The sequence below is a fragment of the Acinetobacter courvalinii genome (assembly GCF_014635545.1).
Classification (GTDB): domain Bacteria; phylum Pseudomonadota; class Gammaproteobacteria; order Pseudomonadales; family Moraxellaceae; genus Acinetobacter; species Acinetobacter courvalinii.
In genome coordinates this window covers 595,685-614,094 of record NZ_BMDA01000001.1, presented here as the reverse complement: position 1 = coordinate 614,094, position 18,410 = coordinate 595,685, and the positions used below count along the sequence as shown (strand labels likewise).

The window sequence follows — 18,410 nt, the reverse complement described above, 5'->3', positions numbered from 1 at the left end:
ATTGCTTTTAATAATTCAAAATATTTAAAAAAGTTTTGGCCCGTTCCGTCTGCGGATGCTGAAAAAAATCCTCAGGGGTGCTTTGCTCAATAATCTGGCCCTTGTCCATAAAAATAATGCGATCTGCCACTTTGCGGGCAAAGCCCATTTCATGCGTAACAATCAGCATGGTCATGCCCTCTTGTGCCAGTTTTAGTACCACATCCAGCACTTCGCGTACCATTTCCGGGTCTAAAGCTGCAGTAATTTCATCCAGTAGAATGACTTTGGGCTGCATCACCAAGGCACGGACAATGGCAATCCGCTGTTTCTGCCCACCTGATAGATTAGATGGATAATCATATTTACGATCCAGTAAGCCCACGCGCTGCAATAACTGATCTGCCAGTTGTTCCACTTCTGCGCGTTGGCGTTTTTGTGCTTTTAGCGGACCCAGCAGAATGTTATCAATCACATTCATATGCTTGAATAATTCATAGTTCTGAAACACCATGCCAATCTGCTGACGTACGCTATCCCAAGGCAAGTCCTGCCCAAGCACGCCCACATCTTTGAGCTGAATTTCTCCCTGCTGAATCGGTTCCAGCCCATTGATACAGCGCAACAAGGTGCTCTTTCCACAACCGGATGGCCCCAAAATCACCACCACTTCACCTTGTTGCACATTCAGATCAATGCCATGCAATACCTGACTTTGCTTATAAAATTTATGTAAATGCCGTATCGATAACAAAGTCATGCGTTTTCCCACACTTTTTCTAAATGCGCTGCTAAAAGCGATAATGGATAACAAATCAGGAAATAAAGAATAAAGATAAAACCGTAGATCCATAACGATGCACTAGGAACCGTTAATAATGAATTTTCAATAATTTGCTGCCCTACCTTCAGCACTTCCACCATACCGATCAATACTGCCAGAGAGCTGGTTTTGATCATGCGAGTAAACAGATTCAGTGCGCCCGGGGTGACTCGTTTTAAGCTTTGCGGGAAAATCACATAAACCAGAATTTGTACATGATTTAGACCTACGGCATAAGCTGTATCACGTTGATGATGATCGATCGAAGTGATAGAAGCACGAACCAGATCCCCCATTTCCGCGGTTCCCCATAAGGTAAAGACAAAAATACAGACCCAAAATGATGACAACTGCCAGTTAAACCATGTCGCCAGACCAAAATAGAACACAAATAACAGCACCAGAATCGGCACAATCCGAATGGTTTCCAGATAGAAACGGCACAGGATCTTGACCAGCAAATTTCTGGAGGTCATGATCACGCCAAAAATGGTGCCGAAAATGGCAGATAAAAATACCGATAAGAAGGCAATTTCAATGGTTTGCAACAAGCCATACAGTAAACGCTCGACATGGCTCGGTTGAAATAAATACTCAAGTCCCATGGCTCACCTTACGACTGCGATATTCCAGATAACTGGTCAGCGCTGAAACGGGTAGCAAAATCATCAGATAAGCCACGATTAACAGAAATAAAGCTTCGGTGGTTTTATAATCCATCCCGATCAGGTCTTTGGTCACAAACAGAAGTTCTACCACTGCTATGGCACTCAAGACCGAGCTTTCTTTAATCAGGAACAAACAGTTTGCGCCAATGGCAGGAATGGACAGCGATAACGCTTGGGGAAATACCACATATTGAAAGACTTGCACGGCGTTTAATCCTACACTTCGGGCCGAATCAATTTGCCCTTGCGCAACGGACTGTAAACCCGCACGGAAAGCTTCTGCCATGTAGCTGCCGCCAAGAAAAGTCAGACCAATCACACCGCAGGTAAATCCATCTAGTTTGATCCCGATCTTGGGCAAGCCGTAGTAGAGAAAAAATAGCTGAATGAGCAAAGGTGTATTGCGGGAAACCTCGATATAGACTTTGACAATTTTATTGAGTATCCGGACCTGATATGTGCTGATGATGCTACAGATCAGCCCAAGCAGAATAGAGAGTACGATACCGATAAAGGAGATTTTTAAGGTCATGAGGGTGGCCGCATAGAACTGCGGCAACACACTCTGTATATACTGCCAATCCAAAGAAAACATCCGAATAAAAAATTGATTCTTTTGATAAATACATTGTTGTTATTTATCTTTGGATGAGTCTAATCTGGTTGAAAATTCACATAAAATATTATTATTTGCTAAGCTTTGCTGAAATTGGAATGATGGGTTTTTAGCTAAGTAAAAAATAAAAAAGTGGCGATATTTCAGATTAAATACCGCCATTCTTAAATAAAAAATCATATTTCAACAAGAAAATGCAGTTAAACTATAAAACTCATTCGGCATGCCACCATTTTACAAAATTTCCGCTTTCATCATATATTTTATGAGCTAATGAATAAGGGCAAAACATTAAAAAGTACCACCCTAAATAGCCATTTTCCTCATCCATCTTATCCATTTCTGCTTTACCAATCCAAACCTCTTTAAGTAAAGCAAGCTGTTCTTCTGGTGTGCCTGCTAAATGCTCGCCATCTCTTGATGGTTCTTCACTATTTAAATTATAAAACAAACATTTATCTCCACTTTTCAATAAGGCTTCTAATGCTTTAAAGAAGGCAGTATCTGGATCATATTCTATTTCTAATTCTGGATAAAATCTAGTTAACTCATCATCACTAGCGTACCAAAGATACTCTAATCCCATATTTTCATGCCATTCCTGAAATATCTTTAAAATTGCACTTATTTGATTCATTGAAATTTCAACTCCAATTTATTTACTTTCATTCCAGCAGGTTTCTGAATATCAATCGTAAAACGTGCCTGCGATTCAGTCTGAGATAAAGAAAAATTTCTTAATACCACGGTGCTGCCATCTGCTTGAGGTACACGAATAATGTATCCAGGCTGACCACTTAATGAAGTTTTTCCTTTAATCGGTTGATACATTGGGTTACCTGTGCTTGGCAACGTTCTTATTCCTGCTATATCTTTAAACGCTGTATAAATATCTTCATTTGAAGCTCCTTTATAAACAGCTGCTCCTGAAGATAAATTTGCATCAGGTTTAAAAACTTTACCATTTATAGGTAGATCTAAATTTTTCAGGTTTGATTCTTTTGCAGCTGCAATAATTGCATTTTTTGTAGTAGACGTCCCAAGATTCTTAACAAGAACTTTTTGATCAACTTTAAGAACATCAACATTTTTACCTGCTTTTAAATCAACTCCAATTGCTAAATCAATTAAAGCAAATGCTCTATCCCCCATAGTTGATGAAGGACTAACTAATGTAATGAGATTATCACCAATATCAATGACACCTTGGACCCCTTCTTTCCTTAACATTTCGGTAATTTCAGAAGGCTTCAACTTAGCTCGTGCTGCTGCTGGCATTTCCGAAATCACTTTAGCAACTTTATATGCTGCCTTACCAGCTGTTGTGAGAACTTTAGCCAAGGCATTATTTTCAACAGTTGTCTCTGCCTTATTCGCAGCGGTAACAACATCATATCCAGCAAAAGCAGCTACCGAACCTGCTACAATTTTACTAGTATCTTTAATACTTTTTCTTTCAGCTTCAGTTAAATCTAATGCAGTTTTTCCTTCAGGAATCATGAGTTCTGCTACAATTTCACCAACACCTGCTCCAATCGCACCCGCCCCACAACTTGAATCCGTTACTGCCGCAGTTGCACATCCTGCTGCCGCATGAGCAATTTTATGAAGTACATATTCAAGTGTACCTGGATCAACTTTTCCAAAACCTGTACCAATTTGACTCGCTAATTCCCCTTGCAATGCTCCAGATAATCCTGCCAATAAGGCTTTTTCAAGATTATCCTGTAAATTTCCACCATTAATTGCCGTCTGAACTAAAGTCGATCCAACAGCATTAGTAAAATTATTCATTAAACGATCAGACAATAACGTACTATCTGGTTTAAGGTTTAAAGCTGTACCTACTTGATTCAACAGCCCAGCAGTGACAACACTAGTCACTAATCCCCTAACTGATTCTTTACTTCCTAAATCTTTTAGTGTTTTTCCAAGATCTCCACCATTATTAATCAAACTAACGCTTGCTTGAGTAGCTAACGTAGCAACAGCAGCCTGTGCACTTGCTCCTAATGATGCAACTCCTGTTGCGGATGTAACAGAAGTGGCAGCGGCAGAACCAGCGCCTGACGTCAACACCGTTACAATAATAACGATAAGTGCAGCCCCAGCTCCTGTTAGTCCTTGTGACTTATAATCCCAATTCTCTTGAGCGAGTTTTACCGCTTCCCAATTCACATCTTTACGAGCAATTAAAGCTTTCAGATATTCATTGCCAGGTTGATTAGAAAGCTTAATCACTTCTGCACGCACATCATTATTTTTGCCAGAAACGACGGGTACTTGTACAGTCAGTCCACCTTTCGCAATAAACGTTGGCGCAACAGGTCCTTTAAAACTTGGAAGTTCTGCGGTCTCCGTAATAGAGCCTTTATCTTGCATTGACTGCCAAACAACACTATTACTTTCTTTTTTTAGGGTTTCCGTGACTGTAGTTGAAGCTCCTTCCAAAGTAATGGTTCCACCCGCTTGAATATTTGCACCCTCTAAGTAATTGAATACAGTACCTTTTAAACGAGTATCAAATCCGGATTTTGTTCCGATATAATTGGCATTTAATACGGCGGGCAGTTCTGATTTCACATTCCGCGTATTCGTGGTATGTGACTTATTTAGTTTGACACCAAGAAATGAACTTTTTTTACTAATGTCTGTGGTGTTCAGTGTTTCATCATTAGCAGTTAAGAAATTCAAATCCCCCCCTGCTTGTATATTGATTTTTCCATCAATCGCGGTCAGTTGGCTTGAATACATATCGATACTGGTACGATTCTGACCCGTCATCGCGGCTGTATTTTTTTCCTGACTTTTGATATTGATATTATTGGCATCAATATCGACGGATAGCCCCCCACTTTGCTCTGAAGTTTGTATCGTAGTAATGGTTTTCTTTTTACCGTACCATTTTCTTTTAGTTTCAGATTTCTGAGATTTATTAAAACTATTGTTAATAGCAACATCAAAAATTATGTTTTTATAAGCTTCGATATTAACATCACCATCTGATGTAATTGATACACCTTGCAAAATTAAATTATCTGTCGCCTGCTTACCTGTAGCCTTTATAGAAACTCCTTTAGCTCCATTAATACTTGTCGCACTTACAGGACTGAACCAACGGTAATCATTCCCTGAAGGACTGCCTTGTTCGTATGAATCCTGATTCGCATCAATAATTATACTGCCTTTTATAATTCCTTTTTTAACACTATTTTCAATAGAATTATTATAGTTTCCTTGAATATTATATCCCTCTCCATCTAAAGTTCCTGCTGCTTCCAGATTAACCTTTCCAGATTTTGCATCAATTGATGAACCACTTATACTCAAACCTTTATTTGATACAAACTGAATATTGCCTTTGTCGCTGATAACTTTTGCACCAGTATGCACTTCACCATTAACATAACCTACGTTAAATAACTTTAACATTTCCGAATAATAATCTTGTTCTTCTTTGATTTGATTAGCTTTTGAAACATAATTCGGAAATTTTTTAGTAGATACATTTATAATTTTTTGTATTTCATTCCAAACAGCATCACCTCCGGCCACTAATTCTCCAGATTCAATTCTTTTACTTAAAGTAGTAAATTCCTGTGTTACAAATGCCATAGCATTCTTATACTCATCTGATTCTTGTAATACTTTTTCTTCATTACTTAAATTTTTTATTTTTTCTTTGTATACATCAGTATGCTGATTAATAATGGTATTCCGAACTCCATCAACAATTAAATCACCACCTGTCGATACAACCGAAATATCTTTAGCCGCGTTTAATTGCGAACCTCGTAACTCAACCTTATTTCCTTGTAAATTGATTCCACCATTTGCTGTATTTAAAGAGACAACTTTTTCAGAACCATTGCCAGCAGTGCCACCATATCCATTTAAAATTAAGGCCCCACTTTTAGAAACTAAATCAATATCTCCAACAGCTGATAATTTGTGTTTTGTTGGATCAATCGTGAGATCACGGCCCGTTTGGATACTCAAGTCACCATTTAGGCTATTCAGTTTTGTATCATTTTTTATTAAGTCACTGCCTGTGGCGTTATAGTTCATTCCTGTTTGACCAAGAATAAAACCACCAGCTTCCATTAATACAGCACCACCTGTAATATTGGCATTTTGTAGAACTTGATTACCTATCGCTGTTACAGAAGTTACCCCCTTAGAAGTCAAGTTAGTGACTTTATTTGGAATCCAAACGGTTGCGGGCGTGTACTCTGCATTAATGTAAACTGTACGCCCAGAGTTCACTGCTAAGTGTTGATCTGAAGTAGCTGTTACACCTTGCAAGGTAAGTAAGTCTTTTGCATGAAGCTCTGTATTACCTTTGGAAGTCAAGACACTATCTTTTATTGTGGTCATACCAGCTTTACTACTGACCAAAAGCTTGCCAGTTGTAGCATTTAATTGTGTATCTGCAATTTGGATATTGGATTTATTATTATCTATTGAAATGGCTTGTCCATTTAAAACACTGCTTACGACGCCATTGCTTAAAGTATCATTTTTTAGAGTGACATCTACATTCTTGTCGAGAGTAATACCATTTTGGCTGGTAAGCTGAATCTCACCTTGTTGAGCAGTTAAGTTAGTGGCATTTATCTTAACGTTACCCTCACCAATTGAACCGATGGTAACACCTTTCTGACCACCAATTACGCTTTTATCTGTGGTTAAAGTATCTTTTCCAGCTACAGGTGTCGCAGTTTTTTGTAAAGAGTTAAGCTCAACATTGTTATTTGCAAGTATTGCAATCTTTCCACCCGTTGTGGCTTTGAGGCTATTCGCAGTAATATTTCCATTTAAGGCATTAATATTAATATCCCCAGTATTGCCCCAAATTCGGCTTCCTTGATCTAAGAGGATATCTCCTCCATCACTGACAATATCAACACCATACGCCCCAGAACCCGTCATATAAATATTCTTGGTGGTGATGTTCTTTCCGGAAAGTTTGAGTCCACCACCGCCAGACAACTTAGAGTTTTGGTCTTTACCTTCTAACGTCAACTGATTGCCAGCACCTAACTGGATCTTGCCACTGGTATAAGGGAATTCTTGATTCGTCGTACTAAAGTTCAGATTGTTACCTGCATAGGCATTAATACTGTTCACTTGTGCTTGTGTACTATTTGCTTTCTTAAGAAAGTTAAGATTATTTATGGTCGCGTCTTTATCCGAATAGATGGTTAGTCCCTTAGCGGCATAAACAGAACCGCCTTGGACATTAATATCATTGCCAACTTTATCTTTTGAGGTCGATTGTAAATAGATATCACCCGTGGAAGCATGTAGTCGGGTATCCGTAAGTTTTAAGTTTGCGTTTCCACTAAGCGTTAAATCTTTTGCAGCAACAAAACCAGCTTTATTTGAAACAAGGCTATTATTGGCTTGAATCACCGCGGAACCTCGGTTGCTTCGAAGCTCCGTATCTGCGCCTAAATTGATATTTTCAGCATCGATATACAAATCACCCAAAGTTCCTAAATTAGCAACTTTTGTTCCAGCTGCTAAATTGAGATTGCCTTTAGCACTCAGAATTAAAGGTGAGGACGCAATACCCTCATAGTTCAAAGTGATATCTTTGGCATTAACATTGATATTATTGCCAGCATCGATATTTAAAAACCCATAACCGTTGATACTACCAGAGGAATTAATATCACCTGCCGTACCCGTACCTCTGGTACTGATACTTACTAGGCTTTGGGTTTTACTGGTCGAACTGATCGTGCCTTTATGCTCAATTTTACCATTGCTGTTGAGTACCACATTGTTTTGAGCTTGGATCACCCCAGCATTATTTACGCCCACACCAGCCTCATTGGCATAGAGATAAATACTATTGGCATAAAGCCCCCCCAATTGTGCAATATCAATTGCAACCGTCGGTTTCGTCCCCGCCCCAGTGGTAGCAGTAAATTCACCCGTATCTGCTGCAACAATATTAGCACCAGTTACGGCGGTAATAGTCGTAGCATTGACTGGTGCATTAATCGCAATAGAACGCCCCAAGAGCTCTAATGCAACAGGATTATTCGCATTGCCTCCTAAGCCTCGGTTATTAGCATCAGGATTAATTGTGATCGCACCTTGCTTTACCGTATGCTGCTTGATTGAACCATCGCTGTTATAGCCCAGTACCCCTGTAGAGAGCGTGACTTGATTGGCATTGATAAATCCACCACCATTGACAGTAATTCCTGTTGGGTTGGCAATCACCACATTTGCTCTTGACCCTAAGACTTCAAGATTACCCTGTAATAAACTCGGGTTGGTTGAAACCACCTCATTGACAATCGTCGTAGCTGCCCCTTTTGCTAAATTCGGGTTCGCTGCAATGGAGGTTTTGGTAATTTGACTGGTAGCTGCGCCACGTGAGTTGTTCAGAATTACCCCATTTTGATTGACATCAAACTGAGTATAACTATTACGTGACACACCTGATGCAGACGGCGCCGTAATCCAGACATTGGCTGCATTACCTTCCTTGAGTACAGTCGCTTTATGTGCTGCTGCAGCATTATTATTCACCACTACATTGGCATAAATCGGACTAAACGCCATCAAACCAGAAAGCGCCAACACCAATTGTTTTAATGTTCGTTGTCCAGTTGTAGCAATGCTTGAGTTTGTTGTCTCGGTATCGATTGAAGCTTTTATGCGTGGAGAGATATCCCCCTGATGCGATTTTGCCAATTCAGATACTGCGACATAAGTCCCAAGTTTAGCGTTAAATTTTGTGCGATAAAATTGCTTATTCATCTTTATGCCTATATTTCTATGAATAGATTTGCTTAATAGTTAAATGAGAGATTAAAACCTGTGATGACGTCTTTCTGGATATGTCGTGGTGCCACCAGTCCACGACCTACGAAAAACTCACCATTGATATGTTTGAATTGAGTTCTTAGCCCCACCACGCTGCCTAACAGGTAACGGTCGGAGTAATATTGAGTGCCTTCTCCTGTCACAAGTCCTTGATCCAGCCCTGCGTAGAATGAGAAATTCGGAATAGGATTGAGCCAATGCACGGTCTGTTGTACATAATGTCCATTACTGCCCACGATGCTTTGCTCTGGTCGATAACCGCGAATGCTGTAGCGTCCACCAATATTAAAAGTTTCCTGACTGACCACTTTCTGCGGACTCCACTGTCCTTGCCAGTTCAACTGATACATAAAGTTATTTTTAGCGGTCTGCCATGGCATTGCATATTGAACAGCAGCATTCCAGATCCCAGCGCGAGAATCACCTTCACCGGTAATATCTTCAGCCGTTTGGCTGGCACCTAAGATACTTGTACCTTTTCGATAGCTGAATTGAGCATTAATGGTTTGCTGCCCAAGGCGTAGCTGGTATTTACTGCCAAGTTCCCAGCCTGCAGTGCGTTTGCGTTGTACTTCAATTTCTACATCTTCAATAAAACTAGATGCCGATTTTCGGTACAGTTGGGCATAACCTGAAAGACGGTAAGATTTACTGCGACTAAGTTCGCGCTGTGCTTGAAGGTTAAAATCTTTGTTAATTGTTTTATAATCAAACCACTGATCGAAGCCTTCCAGTTCTTGGGTATTGGTATATTGACTGGCATTGATATTAAACAGCCAGTTCTGATATGGGACTTCGTAGGAAACAAAGACATTATTAAAATCGGTATGGTCGACATTCCAGTCATTGATTGACTTGGTATAGTAGACAAACAGACTATCTGCAGCATTGAATGGATTCTCTAAAGCATAGCTGGTATAGCCTTGATATTTTCCAGAGCTTTTACTGCCCGCATCATTCAACCCTAGAGTAAAAAAATTCTTTTCGTGAATCTCCCATATAATTTCGACATCGCTATAACCCGCGTCTTCACTACTTTTTTGACTCGGTAGAAGATTAAAATTGGCCTGCATACCTTGTAAACGAGCAAAGGTTTCTAGGATTTGTTCGAGTTTACGAATATTGAGAATATCGCCAGCTTTCATTGGCAAAGAATAATTTAACGATTTATTTTGACTGTTTTTAAGCTGGATTTCCCCGATTAACCCTGGAATCAAGGTTAATCGTAAATGCCCTGTCGCCAGATCTTGCTCAGGTACAATGACTTGAGTCGATACATAGCCCAACTGTACCAGTTGCTCATTAATATAATTAACGACTCCAGCCAAGCCCTTTTCACCAATACAGCGCCCTAAAACTTTATTATCTGAATACTTGAGCTCTTTAAAGATGTGATTAAAATCCGATGTTTTTATACTGGGGTGTGTAGTTGGGGCATCAACTTCTAAAGTCGTGATGCCAAAACAAATCGGCTCTTTCTGCAACCAGGGATATGTCGATTGAAGACTGGTTTGTTGTAACTGAATAAAAGGTGTAACAGATTGCGTTAACTGATCAATCTGTTGTTTCTGCGCAAGATAATCTCGGGTCTGCTGTTTACTCACCTGATCTTCGGCATGGCTAAAGCCTGAAGATAAAATCAGAGGAATCAATAAATAATTTTTATACATTTTTTACAGTAGTTATACAATAGTACAGACAAGGCTGTATTGTATAAAAAACAATATTATTTTCAACAAAAATAATAACTGCTTTAAGTTTTTTTTATCAATTGTTAAATAAGTCTCTAAATTATTTAGTAAAAAAATTATGAGAAAATTAGGTTTTGACTGGTTAAATCTTTTCGAACTCGTTCCCTCCTAAAGGCTTTCAGTTAAATTACCTCCATCTAAAGAAATGAGAAGAATTAGGCCTATATTCTTGTTTTCAAACTAGTCGATCCTGTCACGATCTATTACAATCACTTCTTTTTTGTTCAGCGCATCTTATTTTGAGTAACTCTTCCCCCCAATTAAAACGTGGACTAAAAAACCGTCATATCCACCTGATCGCTATGGGCGGTGCGGTGGGTACAGGTCTGTTTTTAGGTTCTGCTCAAGTGATCCAGTCTGCTGGCCCTTCGATTATTTTGGGCTATGCCATCGTTGGCCTGATCGCATTTCTGATCATGCGTCAAATGGGTGAAATGATTGTAGAAGAACCTGTCGCAGGCTCTTTTAGTTATTTTTCACAAAAATATTGGGGAAGATTTGCTGGTTTCTTATCGGGCTGGAATTATTGGGTCGTCTATATTCTGGTGGCAATGACTGAGCTGACAGCCATTGCCAAATATGTCCATTATTGGTGGCCACATATTCCAGCCTGGATCTCGACCTTATTTTTCTTCATTGTGGTGACCTGCTTAAACCTTGGCAATGTGAAGTTTTACGGCGAATCTGAATTCTGGTTAGCGATTATCAAAGTCGTTGCTGTCATTTCCATGATTGTGTTCGGTTTGTACTTATTGCTAACTGCAGGTGCTGATTCGACGGCCAGTTTCACCAACTTATGGCAACACGGCGGATTTTTCCCGCATGGTTTCTCCGGTTTGTTTTATATGCTGGCCTTTTTAATGTTTGCGTTTGGTGGCATTGAACTGATCGGTATGACCGCAGCTGAAGCAGAAAATCCTGAAAAAAGTATTCCGCAAGCCATCAATCAGGTGATCTTCCGGATTTTGCTTTTCTATGTCGCTTCACTTGCCATCATCATGTCCCTCATTCCATGGAATCAACTGGATTTGGGTGGTCTGGATAAAAGTCCTTTCGTGATGATTTTCAGCCAGCTCGGGATTAATTGGGCAGCGCATTTACTTAATTTTATTATTTTAACCGCCGCGCTTTCAGTCTATAACAGTGGCATGTATGCCAATAGCCGTATGTTATATGGCTTGGCTGTTCAAGGTAATGCTCCCAAAGTGTTTGCAAAAGTCAGCCCACAAGGTGTGCCGATGCCTGCGGTGATCTTTTCTTCTGTGCTGATTTTTGGCTGTGTATTACTGAATTATTTTGTGCCAGAACAAGCCTTAAGCCACTTAATGTATATGGCGGTTGCGGCGCTGGTCCTAAACTGGGCCATTATTAGCTTTACCCATTTAAAATTTAAACGTGCCATTCAGGAACAAGGCAAAACCGTCAAATTCCCGGCCCTATTCTCACCCCTGAGTAATTATCTGATTTTGGCATTTATCGTGATGATCTTATACATCATGTGGACGCAAGGCTTTAAGGAATCGGTGATTTTAATTCCGGTCTGGATCATGTTTATGTTTGGATTATTTAAATTCTTGAAATGGAATAAATCACTCTAATATCTACCTCACAATACGCATCTACGGTAATCTTTAAAAATAGACTGTAGATGCGTTATGTCTTATCAAAAATATATAAAAACAAGATGGGTCTGATTTGTTATCAGGTTAATCCATTTGCTACTATAGCCCTATCCTATTCATTGTCCGACCTAATGTCTGAACCGCAACTTTCTCTAAGCGATTATCTAGCAACCGTACAGGAAATCATTCGCCTGACCTTTGACGAGCCAGTCTGGGTGAAAGCCGAGATTCGCAATCTCAGTATCAAAGGTGGACATTATTACCTTGAACTGGCTGAAAAAGAACAGGACACCGACAAAGTTATTGCCAGCTGTAAAGCCACGATCTGGAAATTTACTGCCGTAAAAATCGTGCTGAAGTTCGAGCGTGAAAGTGGTATTGAGCTATCCAGAGATTTGAATGTACTGATTAAAATTAAAGCTCGCTTCGATCCGCAATACGGCTTCTCTGTCAATATTGAAGATATCGACTCAAGTTTTACCCTCGGTGATATTGCCAAACGTTATCAGCAAATCCTGGCCAGACTCAGCAGTGAAGGTTTACTTGCTCTGAATAAAGCGCTTCCTACACCGTTTGATATTGAGCATGTATTGGTGATTGCACCTGAAAATGCAGCCGGCTTAGGTGACTTCAAGAAAGATGCCGACGCATTACAGCAAGCAGGTGTCTGCACTTTTGTCTATCACACCGCGACTTTTCAGGGAAATACAGCAGCCAATAGCATTATGGAATCCCTAGGCACAGGACTCCGTCAATGGGCAGCAGATTACACCATTCCGCCCGACCTGATCGTGATCATTCGAGGTGGCGGTGCAGTTAACGATCTGGCCTATTTAAATGACTATGATCTGGCCGCCCTGCTATGTAAACGCAAAGTACCGATTTGGGTCGGGATTGGACATGAAAAAGATCGAACCATTTTAGATGAAATTGCGCATCGTTCCTTCGATACGCCAAGTAAGGTGATTGCCGGGATCCGCAATTTGATCTCGGAACGTTCTGTAGAGGTGATGGAAAATTTTCAAAGCATCAAATTGCTTACCCAACATCAAATTACGGCTTATCAAAGCCAGAATGAGCAGTTGATTCATCGTATCAGGTCACAGGCTGAGAACCAGATCAGCACCAGCCATATGCAGCTTCAGGTTGCCAGATCAACGCTACAATATTTTGCCAAGCAGCAACTCAAAACAGCCTCGACTCAAATCGAAACCTTGATGCGGGAAACTTTATTGCAAAACCCGAGAAACGTACTCGCCAAGGGTTATGGCATTGTCCGTAGTGAAAACAAGGCGATTCGCTCTATCCATCAAGCGAGTTCATCCCTATCAATTGAAATGCAGGATGGCTATATCCATGCCCAGCTTACCGAGGTGATTGATCATGACGAAGAAAGAACTAAGCTTTAAAGACGGTTATGCATTATTAAAAAACAATGCCGAACTACTGGAAGCGCAGGAACAACCGGATATTGATAATTTAATGAAAATCGTCGAAGAATCAATGACGGCTTATAAAGCCTGTAAATCCAGAGTTGATGCAGTGCAACAGGCCTTGAATGAAACCTTTAAGGACAGTGAGTCATAGAGAACCCAAAAGCCACTTGCTGTGATTAATAATCAGCTTTGACTCATGCCCTATTTTCTTATGTAACAGTCAATTCAAGACTTAAATTAATAACCATAGGTGAATGGCAAATGGCCCGACCAATACCATCAGGATACCCGCAATCACCATGGTTAAACTGGCAATCACCCCTTCCTCACTATTACGTTGCTGCGCCCGAGCTGTACCAAAACCATGAGCTGCATTACCGAATGCGGCACCATTGGCTACCGCTGAACGGATTTTGGTGAATGCTAAAATGGCATCACCACAAATCATCCCGACCAAGCCGGTAATTACGGTAAATAGCGACACCAGTGCAGCCGAACCATGAATATCTTCAGCGAGAATCATCGCAAAAGGTGTTGAAATTGAACGGGCCATCAAACTGTTGGTGACTTCGGGACTGAAATGAAACAGTTGCGCCATCTCATAAGCCGACATTACCCCAACACTCATGCCGACAATGATCGCGATGGATAACACCCCCAGGTTTTTACGGATAGTATCGCGATAACGGTAAATAGGCACAGCAAAGGCAACTGTTGCGGGTCCAAGCAAATTCACGATCCATTGCGTATCTTGGGCATAAGTCTGATAGGAAATACCAAAAATCGCCATCAATACAATCGTGAGCACCGGCACACTAATCGCGGGAGAAAACCACAATTTAGGATGTTTCTGATAGAGACGTTTTGCAACCACATAGGCGACCAAGGTCCAGATCAGACAGAGGATTGACCAGATATTCATGTGAAATGCCTTTAGATATGCTTATGCTGGAAAGGTTTACGTGTTTGCAGATAGCTTTTGAGGCGATTGTAATAATGAATGGTGAGACAGGTGCTCAACATCACCAGAATTGTGCCTAAGGCAATACTCAGGACAATCTGCCAGCCTTCAGTCATAAATAAGGTTTTGTACTGGACTACGGCAACAACCACAGGCACAAAAAACAGCAATAACTCGCCTAAAACCACCGTAGCCCCCATGACCACCTGCTCGATTTTAATCAGTTTTAGAAACAGACAGATCAGCAATAACAACATGCCTAAAATCCCTGCGGAGATCGGGACACCGATTTGTTGATGCAGAATATAGCCTGCGCCCCAAAAAGCCGCCAGAATTAAAATCTGTTTGAGCAATGCGAACAAGCTTTTGGGAGAGAACGTTGCAGAAGTGGATTCAGTACTCATGACAAGCAAATAAATTGGTGAATTACCTCATTATGCTAGCCCAGTACTACTCGGAAAATATGAATTATTCATGTTAATATTATGCCTAAATGGAATAATATTACATTCATTATGCTTTCCTTCAAATCACTACAATGCTTTGTCACGCTGGTCAAAACCAAAAGTTTTACCCGTACCGCTGAACAGCTTTATCTGACCCAACCGACCATCAGTAAAATCTTGCAGCAGTTGGAAGAACAACTGCAGGTACAGCTTTTGGTCAAACCTGAACATGGCAGAAAAAGACAGGTTGAACTGACGGAAATTGGCCAGCGCATCTATCAGCATGCACTCGAACTTCTTCAAGCAGAACAAAATATTTTTCTGGAAATCGAAAATTATCAGCAACTAAAAACAGGCACTTTAAAGTTGGGTGTACCCCCTTTAGGCTCGCAACTGCTGACTACCGCCCTGTTTGATTATCATCAACAATGGCCAGAGATCGAGCTTGCCTTTCTTGAGGTCGGTTCCAAAGGAATTGAACAGGCGTTATTAAATAATGAACTGGACGTAGGCGTGTTGCTGCACCCTTTTGACCAGCAGATTTTTAATAGCATTGAATTATGTAACTATCCTTTGATGGTGTTATTACGGCGTGATGCGACCTGGGCAACACGCAAGAAAATACACTTGGAAGAATTACAACATCAGTCCTTTTTGATGTTTCCTGAAAACTTCTCGCTGAATCGTATTATTCTGGATGCCTGTGAACAGCATGGTTTCTACCCAAGCATTGCCTGCCGAACCAGTCAATGGAACCTGCTGGCAGATATGGTGCTGCAACGTATGGGCATTGCCCTGTTACCGCAATATTATACCGACATGCTCGATCCCGATTTGTTTGCCGCCATTCCACTTGAAAAGCCAAATATTCAGTGGCATCTGGCTATGGCATGGAAAAAGAATCTGCCTGTCTCTCCGGCAGTACAGGCCTGGCTGCATGTGATTGATCAACACTTTCAGATCATGCCATCAAAATCTGATTAATCAGGCTTCAGTCTTGTTTATTCAAAAACGGTTAAAGTTTTGCCACAAAAAAACCACTCAATCCTGCGCTGGCTCACCTACACTGAATTCATCAATTCAGCATATGGCCAATAAAAATGAAGGATTCAGATTACATTCCGCCGCAAGTCTGGCAATGGACTGGAGAAAAGACCGATCTAAACCAGCCCACCTCAGGGAGTCGCTATGAGCACAAGCTTCCGGTCGGAAAGCACCCATTACAGTTATATTCACTTGCCACTCCGAACGGACAAAAAGTCACGATTCTATTGGAAGAATTACTCGCGCTTGGACATGTCGGGGCTGAATACGACGCATGGTTAATCAAAATTGGTGAAGGTCAGCAATTCGGTAGCGGCTTCGTTGAAATTAACCCGAACTCTAAGATTCCCGCCTTGGTGGATCATAGTCAAAATCCACCACTGAGGGTATTTGAATCAGGTTCAATCCTGCTCTATCTGGCGGAAAAATTTAAAGCCTTTATTCCCACTGACATTGCTGCACGCACCGAATGTTTAAACTGGTTATTCTGGCAAATGGGCAGCGCACCGTATATTGGTGGTGGTTTAGGACATTTTTATGCCTATGCGCCCGTAAAAATTGAATATGCGATTAACCGTTTTGCGATGGAGACTAAACGTTTACTGGATGTATTAGACCAACATTTAGCAAAGCACGAATACCTCGCAGGTCAGGAATATAGCATTGCCGATATTGCAGCTTTTCCGTGGTATGGCAGCGTTATCAAAGGTTGGGTTTATAATGCGGATGAGTTTTTAAGCGTCGATCAGTATAAACATGTGCAACGTTGGGCCGACGCCATTCTCGCGCGTCCTGCGGTACAACGTGGTCGTATGGTGAATCGTACTTTTGGCGATTTAGCCAGTCAACTGCATGAGCGGCATGATGCCAGTGACTTTGAGACCAAAACCCAAGATAAGTTGCAATGAAAGTAAAAAAACCTCTTGGCTTAGACAAGAGGTTTTTCTGAATCTTTAAATAGTCGATCTCATTCAAACTGAATATGAAAAAACAACTCTATTTTCAATAAACTAAAAATATTTAAGCAACGGAATATGCTTATTACGATGTTTAAAGGAAGAGAATTTCAGCATCGCCGGATATAAAACAATGCTTAAAATCACAGCAATCCCCCACACTGTCGCCATGTGATCTACGCCATAATAATCGCCATAATTATGTCCCCAAATACCTACAGCAATGACATATAAGGCTTTAAGCACAAATAAATGCACGATGTAGAAAAACATTGGTACAGAGCCAAAGATGATTAAAGGCTTGACCCAGTTTTTGGTTTCAATCTTCTGTAATAAGACCAGAATAATAAGCCCGATACCCACATTCCATAAAATGAAAAATAATGAAGGTGGATATTTGGTCAGGTTCAGGAAACTCATCAATGTTTCACTCCACGTTGGCATCATTTCCCAAGCTTGGTCACCATAAATGTTAAGCCCCCTTAACACGAAAAATAAAGCAATGCCCATCAACCCAAAAGTGAAGAGCATACGATTCTTTTGCTGAGTCGTCTTCGGTTTGCCAAAAACAACATGGCCAAGACAATAACCTAAAGTAATCACGCCAATCCAGGGCAACACGGGATACGATGTTCTGACCCGTAGTACCTCTCCAAAGTTGATCCAGCCCCGTTCATGTAAGACCAACCATATCGCATTCATCACTGAACTCTGTGCGAATGAAATATGGTCCATTAAATTATGCCCAAAAATGATCAGCAAACTGATGCCCCACAGCAGTTTTTGTGGCAAGCCAATGAGTAATGCCAAGGCAATCATACTAAAACCAATCGCCCAAATGACTTGTAAATAAATCACATCGGGCGGGAATTTACCTGTCCACGCGAAATTGACAATTAGTAGTTCAAGTCCAATTAAAAATAAACCGCGTTTCAACAAAAATTCGCGCGTCATCGCAATACTATTGTTCTTGGCCTGATAGAGATAAGCAGATAAACCGGTCAACACTACAAAAACGGGTGCACAAAGATGGGCTAAAACTCGGCTAAAAAACAGTGATCCTTCTGTTTCAGAAATCACCATCGGATCTGGGACTTGATGATGCAGGTAAAAGGTTTCCCGTACATGATCAACCATCATGATTAGAATCACTAACCCTCTTAGTGCATCAATTGCTTGTAAACGTTGAGATAAATCAGACATAAAATCATAAATAAATTAAAGTTATGTTATATCATAACAATAATTGATGATTGAATGAA

Annotated in this window: 14 protein-coding genes; 5 read left to right on the top strand and 9 right to left on the bottom strand. The window is 40.7% G+C overall.

What is annotated here, in order from left to right; translation table 11 throughout:
• Positions 1-7 precede the first annotated feature (7 nt).
• The 6 genes from IEV39_RS02685 to IEV39_RS02660 form a co-directional block, all read right to left on the bottom strand.
• Positions 8-739 carry an amino acid ABC transporter ATP-binding protein gene (locus tag IEV39_RS02685; protein ID WP_005287126.1) on the bottom strand — a complete coding sequence of 244 codons (732 nt, stop codon included), beginning with the start codon at positions 737-739 and terminating at the stop codon, positions 8-10.
• Positions 736-1,407, bottom strand: a complete 672-nt coding sequence (locus IEV39_RS02680; protein WP_005287129.1) for an amino acid ABC transporter permease — start codon at positions 1,405-1,407, stop codon at positions 736-738. The genes IEV39_RS02685 and IEV39_RS02680 overlap by 4 nt, the downstream gene beginning before the upstream one ends.
• The gene (locus IEV39_RS02675) at positions 1,397-2,056 is read right to left on the bottom strand and encodes an amino acid ABC transporter permease (protein WP_032883265.1); all 660 of its coding nucleotides are present in this window, start codon (positions 2,054-2,056) and stop codon (positions 1,397-1,399) included. Before IEV39_RS02675 ends, IEV39_RS02680 begins: the two co-directional genes overlap by 11 nt.
• 244 nt (positions 2,057-2,300) lie before the next feature.
• Positions 2,301-2,723, bottom strand: a complete 423-nt coding sequence (locus IEV39_RS02670) for a hypothetical protein (RefSeq protein WP_005287135.1) — start codon at positions 2,721-2,723, stop codon at positions 2,301-2,303.
• Entirely contained in the window at positions 2,720-8,866 is a 6,147-nt protein-coding gene (locus tag IEV39_RS02665; RefSeq protein ID WP_005287137.1) for a DUF637 domain-containing protein, read from the bottom strand. Before IEV39_RS02665 ends, IEV39_RS02670 begins: the two co-directional genes overlap by 4 nt.
• Positions 8,867-8,898: 32 nt before the next feature.
• A complete protein-coding gene (locus IEV39_RS02660) occupies positions 8,899-10,602 on the bottom strand; it encodes a ShlB/FhaC/HecB family hemolysin secretion/activation protein (protein WP_005287140.1) in 1,704 nt (567 codons plus the stop codon).
• A gap of 320 nt (positions 10,603-10,922) precedes the next feature.
• On the opposite strand from IEV39_RS02660, the gene IEV39_RS02655 reads away from it, so the two are divergent.
• From IEV39_RS02655 to xseB, 3 genes are all read left to right on the top strand, one after another.
• Positions 10,923-12,281 carry an amino acid permease gene (locus tag IEV39_RS02655; protein ID WP_081401880.1) on the top strand — a complete coding sequence of 453 codons (1,359 nt, stop codon included), beginning with the start codon at positions 10,923-10,925 and terminating at the stop codon, positions 12,279-12,281.
• Positions 12,282-12,436: 155 nt separating this feature from the next.
• Positions 12,437-13,714: an exodeoxyribonuclease VII large subunit gene (gene xseA, locus IEV39_RS02650; RefSeq protein WP_032883170.1), complete on the top strand. Its 1,278-nt coding sequence runs from the start codon at positions 12,437-12,439 to the stop codon at positions 13,712-13,714.
• Positions 13,689-13,892: an exodeoxyribonuclease VII small subunit gene (gene xseB, locus IEV39_RS02645; protein WP_005231258.1), complete on the top strand. Its 204-nt coding sequence runs from the start codon at positions 13,689-13,691 to the stop codon at positions 13,890-13,892. The genes xseA and xseB overlap by 26 nt, the downstream gene beginning before the upstream one ends.
• Before the next feature lie 81 nt (positions 13,893-13,973).
• Here the strand turns inward: xseB and IEV39_RS02640 are convergent, their stop codons facing one another.
• Positions 13,974-14,663 (bottom strand): LrgB family protein, encoded by a 690-nt coding sequence (locus IEV39_RS02640; protein WP_005287149.1) that lies wholly within the window; start codon positions 14,661-14,663, stop codon positions 13,974-13,976.
• Positions 14,664-14,674: 11 nt separating this feature from the next.
• Complete coding sequence (locus IEV39_RS02635) at positions 14,675-15,106, bottom strand: CidA/LrgA family protein (RefSeq protein WP_005287151.1); 432 nt, start codon at positions 15,104-15,106, stop codon at positions 14,675-14,677.
• 111 nt (positions 15,107-15,217) lie between these two features.
• Here IEV39_RS02635 and IEV39_RS02630 point away from each other — a divergent pair, with 111 nt between their 5' ends.
• Both IEV39_RS02630 and yghU read left to right on the top strand, forming a co-directional pair.
• The gene (locus tag IEV39_RS02630; protein ID WP_032883266.1) at positions 15,218-16,132 is read left to right on the top strand and encodes a LysR family transcriptional regulator; all 915 of its coding nucleotides are present in this window, start codon (positions 15,218-15,220) and stop codon (positions 16,130-16,132) included.
• Positions 16,133-16,248: 116 nt separating this feature from the next.
• A complete protein-coding gene (yghU, locus tag IEV39_RS02625; RefSeq protein WP_005287155.1) occupies positions 16,249-17,100 on the top strand; it encodes a glutathione-dependent disulfide-bond oxidoreductase in 852 nt (283 codons plus the stop codon).
• 102 nt (positions 17,101-17,202) lie between these two features.
• Here yghU and IEV39_RS02620 read toward each other — a convergent pair whose 3' ends face one another.
• On the bottom strand, positions 17,203-18,351 hold the full coding sequence (locus IEV39_RS02620) for an acetyltransferase domain-containing protein (protein ID WP_005287159.1): 1,149 nt from the start codon (positions 18,349-18,351) through the stop codon (positions 17,203-17,205).
• Positions 18,352-18,410 lie beyond the last annotated feature (59 nt).

Bases quoted from the DNA above. Each gene is read 5' to 3' on its own strand.
- IEV39_RS02630 (WP_032883266.1), top strand. From the start codon at position 15,218: ATGCTTTCCTTCAAATCACTACAATGCTTTGTCACGCTGGTCAAAACC.
- IEV39_RS02620 (WP_005287159.1), bottom strand. From the start codon at position 18,351: ATGTCTGATTTATCTCAACGTTTACAAGCAATTGATGCACTAAGAGGG.
- IEV39_RS02680 (WP_005287129.1), bottom strand. From the start codon at position 1,407: ATGGGACTTGAGTATTTATTTCAACCGAGCCATGTCGAGCGTTTACTG.
- IEV39_RS02670 (WP_005287135.1), bottom strand. From the start codon at position 2,723: ATGAATCAAATAAGTGCAATTTTAAAGATATTTCAGGAATGGCATGAA.
- IEV39_RS02640 (WP_005287149.1), bottom strand. From the start codon at position 14,663: ATGAATATCTGGTCAATCCTCTGTCTGATCTGGACCTTGGTCGCCTAT.
- xseA (WP_032883170.1), top strand. From the start codon at position 12,437: ATGTCTGAACCGCAACTTTCTCTAAGCGATTATCTAGCAACCGTACAG.
- yghU (WP_005287155.1), top strand. From the start codon at position 16,249: ATGAAGGATTCAGATTACATTCCGCCGCAAGTCTGGCAATGGACTGGA.
- IEV39_RS02660 (WP_005287140.1), bottom strand. From the start codon at position 10,602: ATGTATAAAAATTATTTATTGATTCCTCTGATTTTATCTTCAGGCTTT.
- xseB (WP_005231258.1), top strand. From the start codon at position 13,689: ATGACGAAGAAAGAACTAAGCTTTAAAGACGGTTATGCATTATTAAAA.
- IEV39_RS02665 (WP_005287137.1), bottom strand. From the start codon at position 8,866: ATGAATAAGCAATTTTATCGCACAAAATTTAACGCTAAACTTGGGACT.
- IEV39_RS02635 (WP_005287151.1), bottom strand. From the start codon at position 15,106: ATGAGTACTGAATCCACTTCTGCAACGTTCTCTCCCAAAAGCTTGTTC.
- IEV39_RS02685 (WP_005287126.1), bottom strand. From the start codon at position 739: ATGACTTTGTTATCGATACGGCATTTACATAAATTTTATAAGCAAAGT.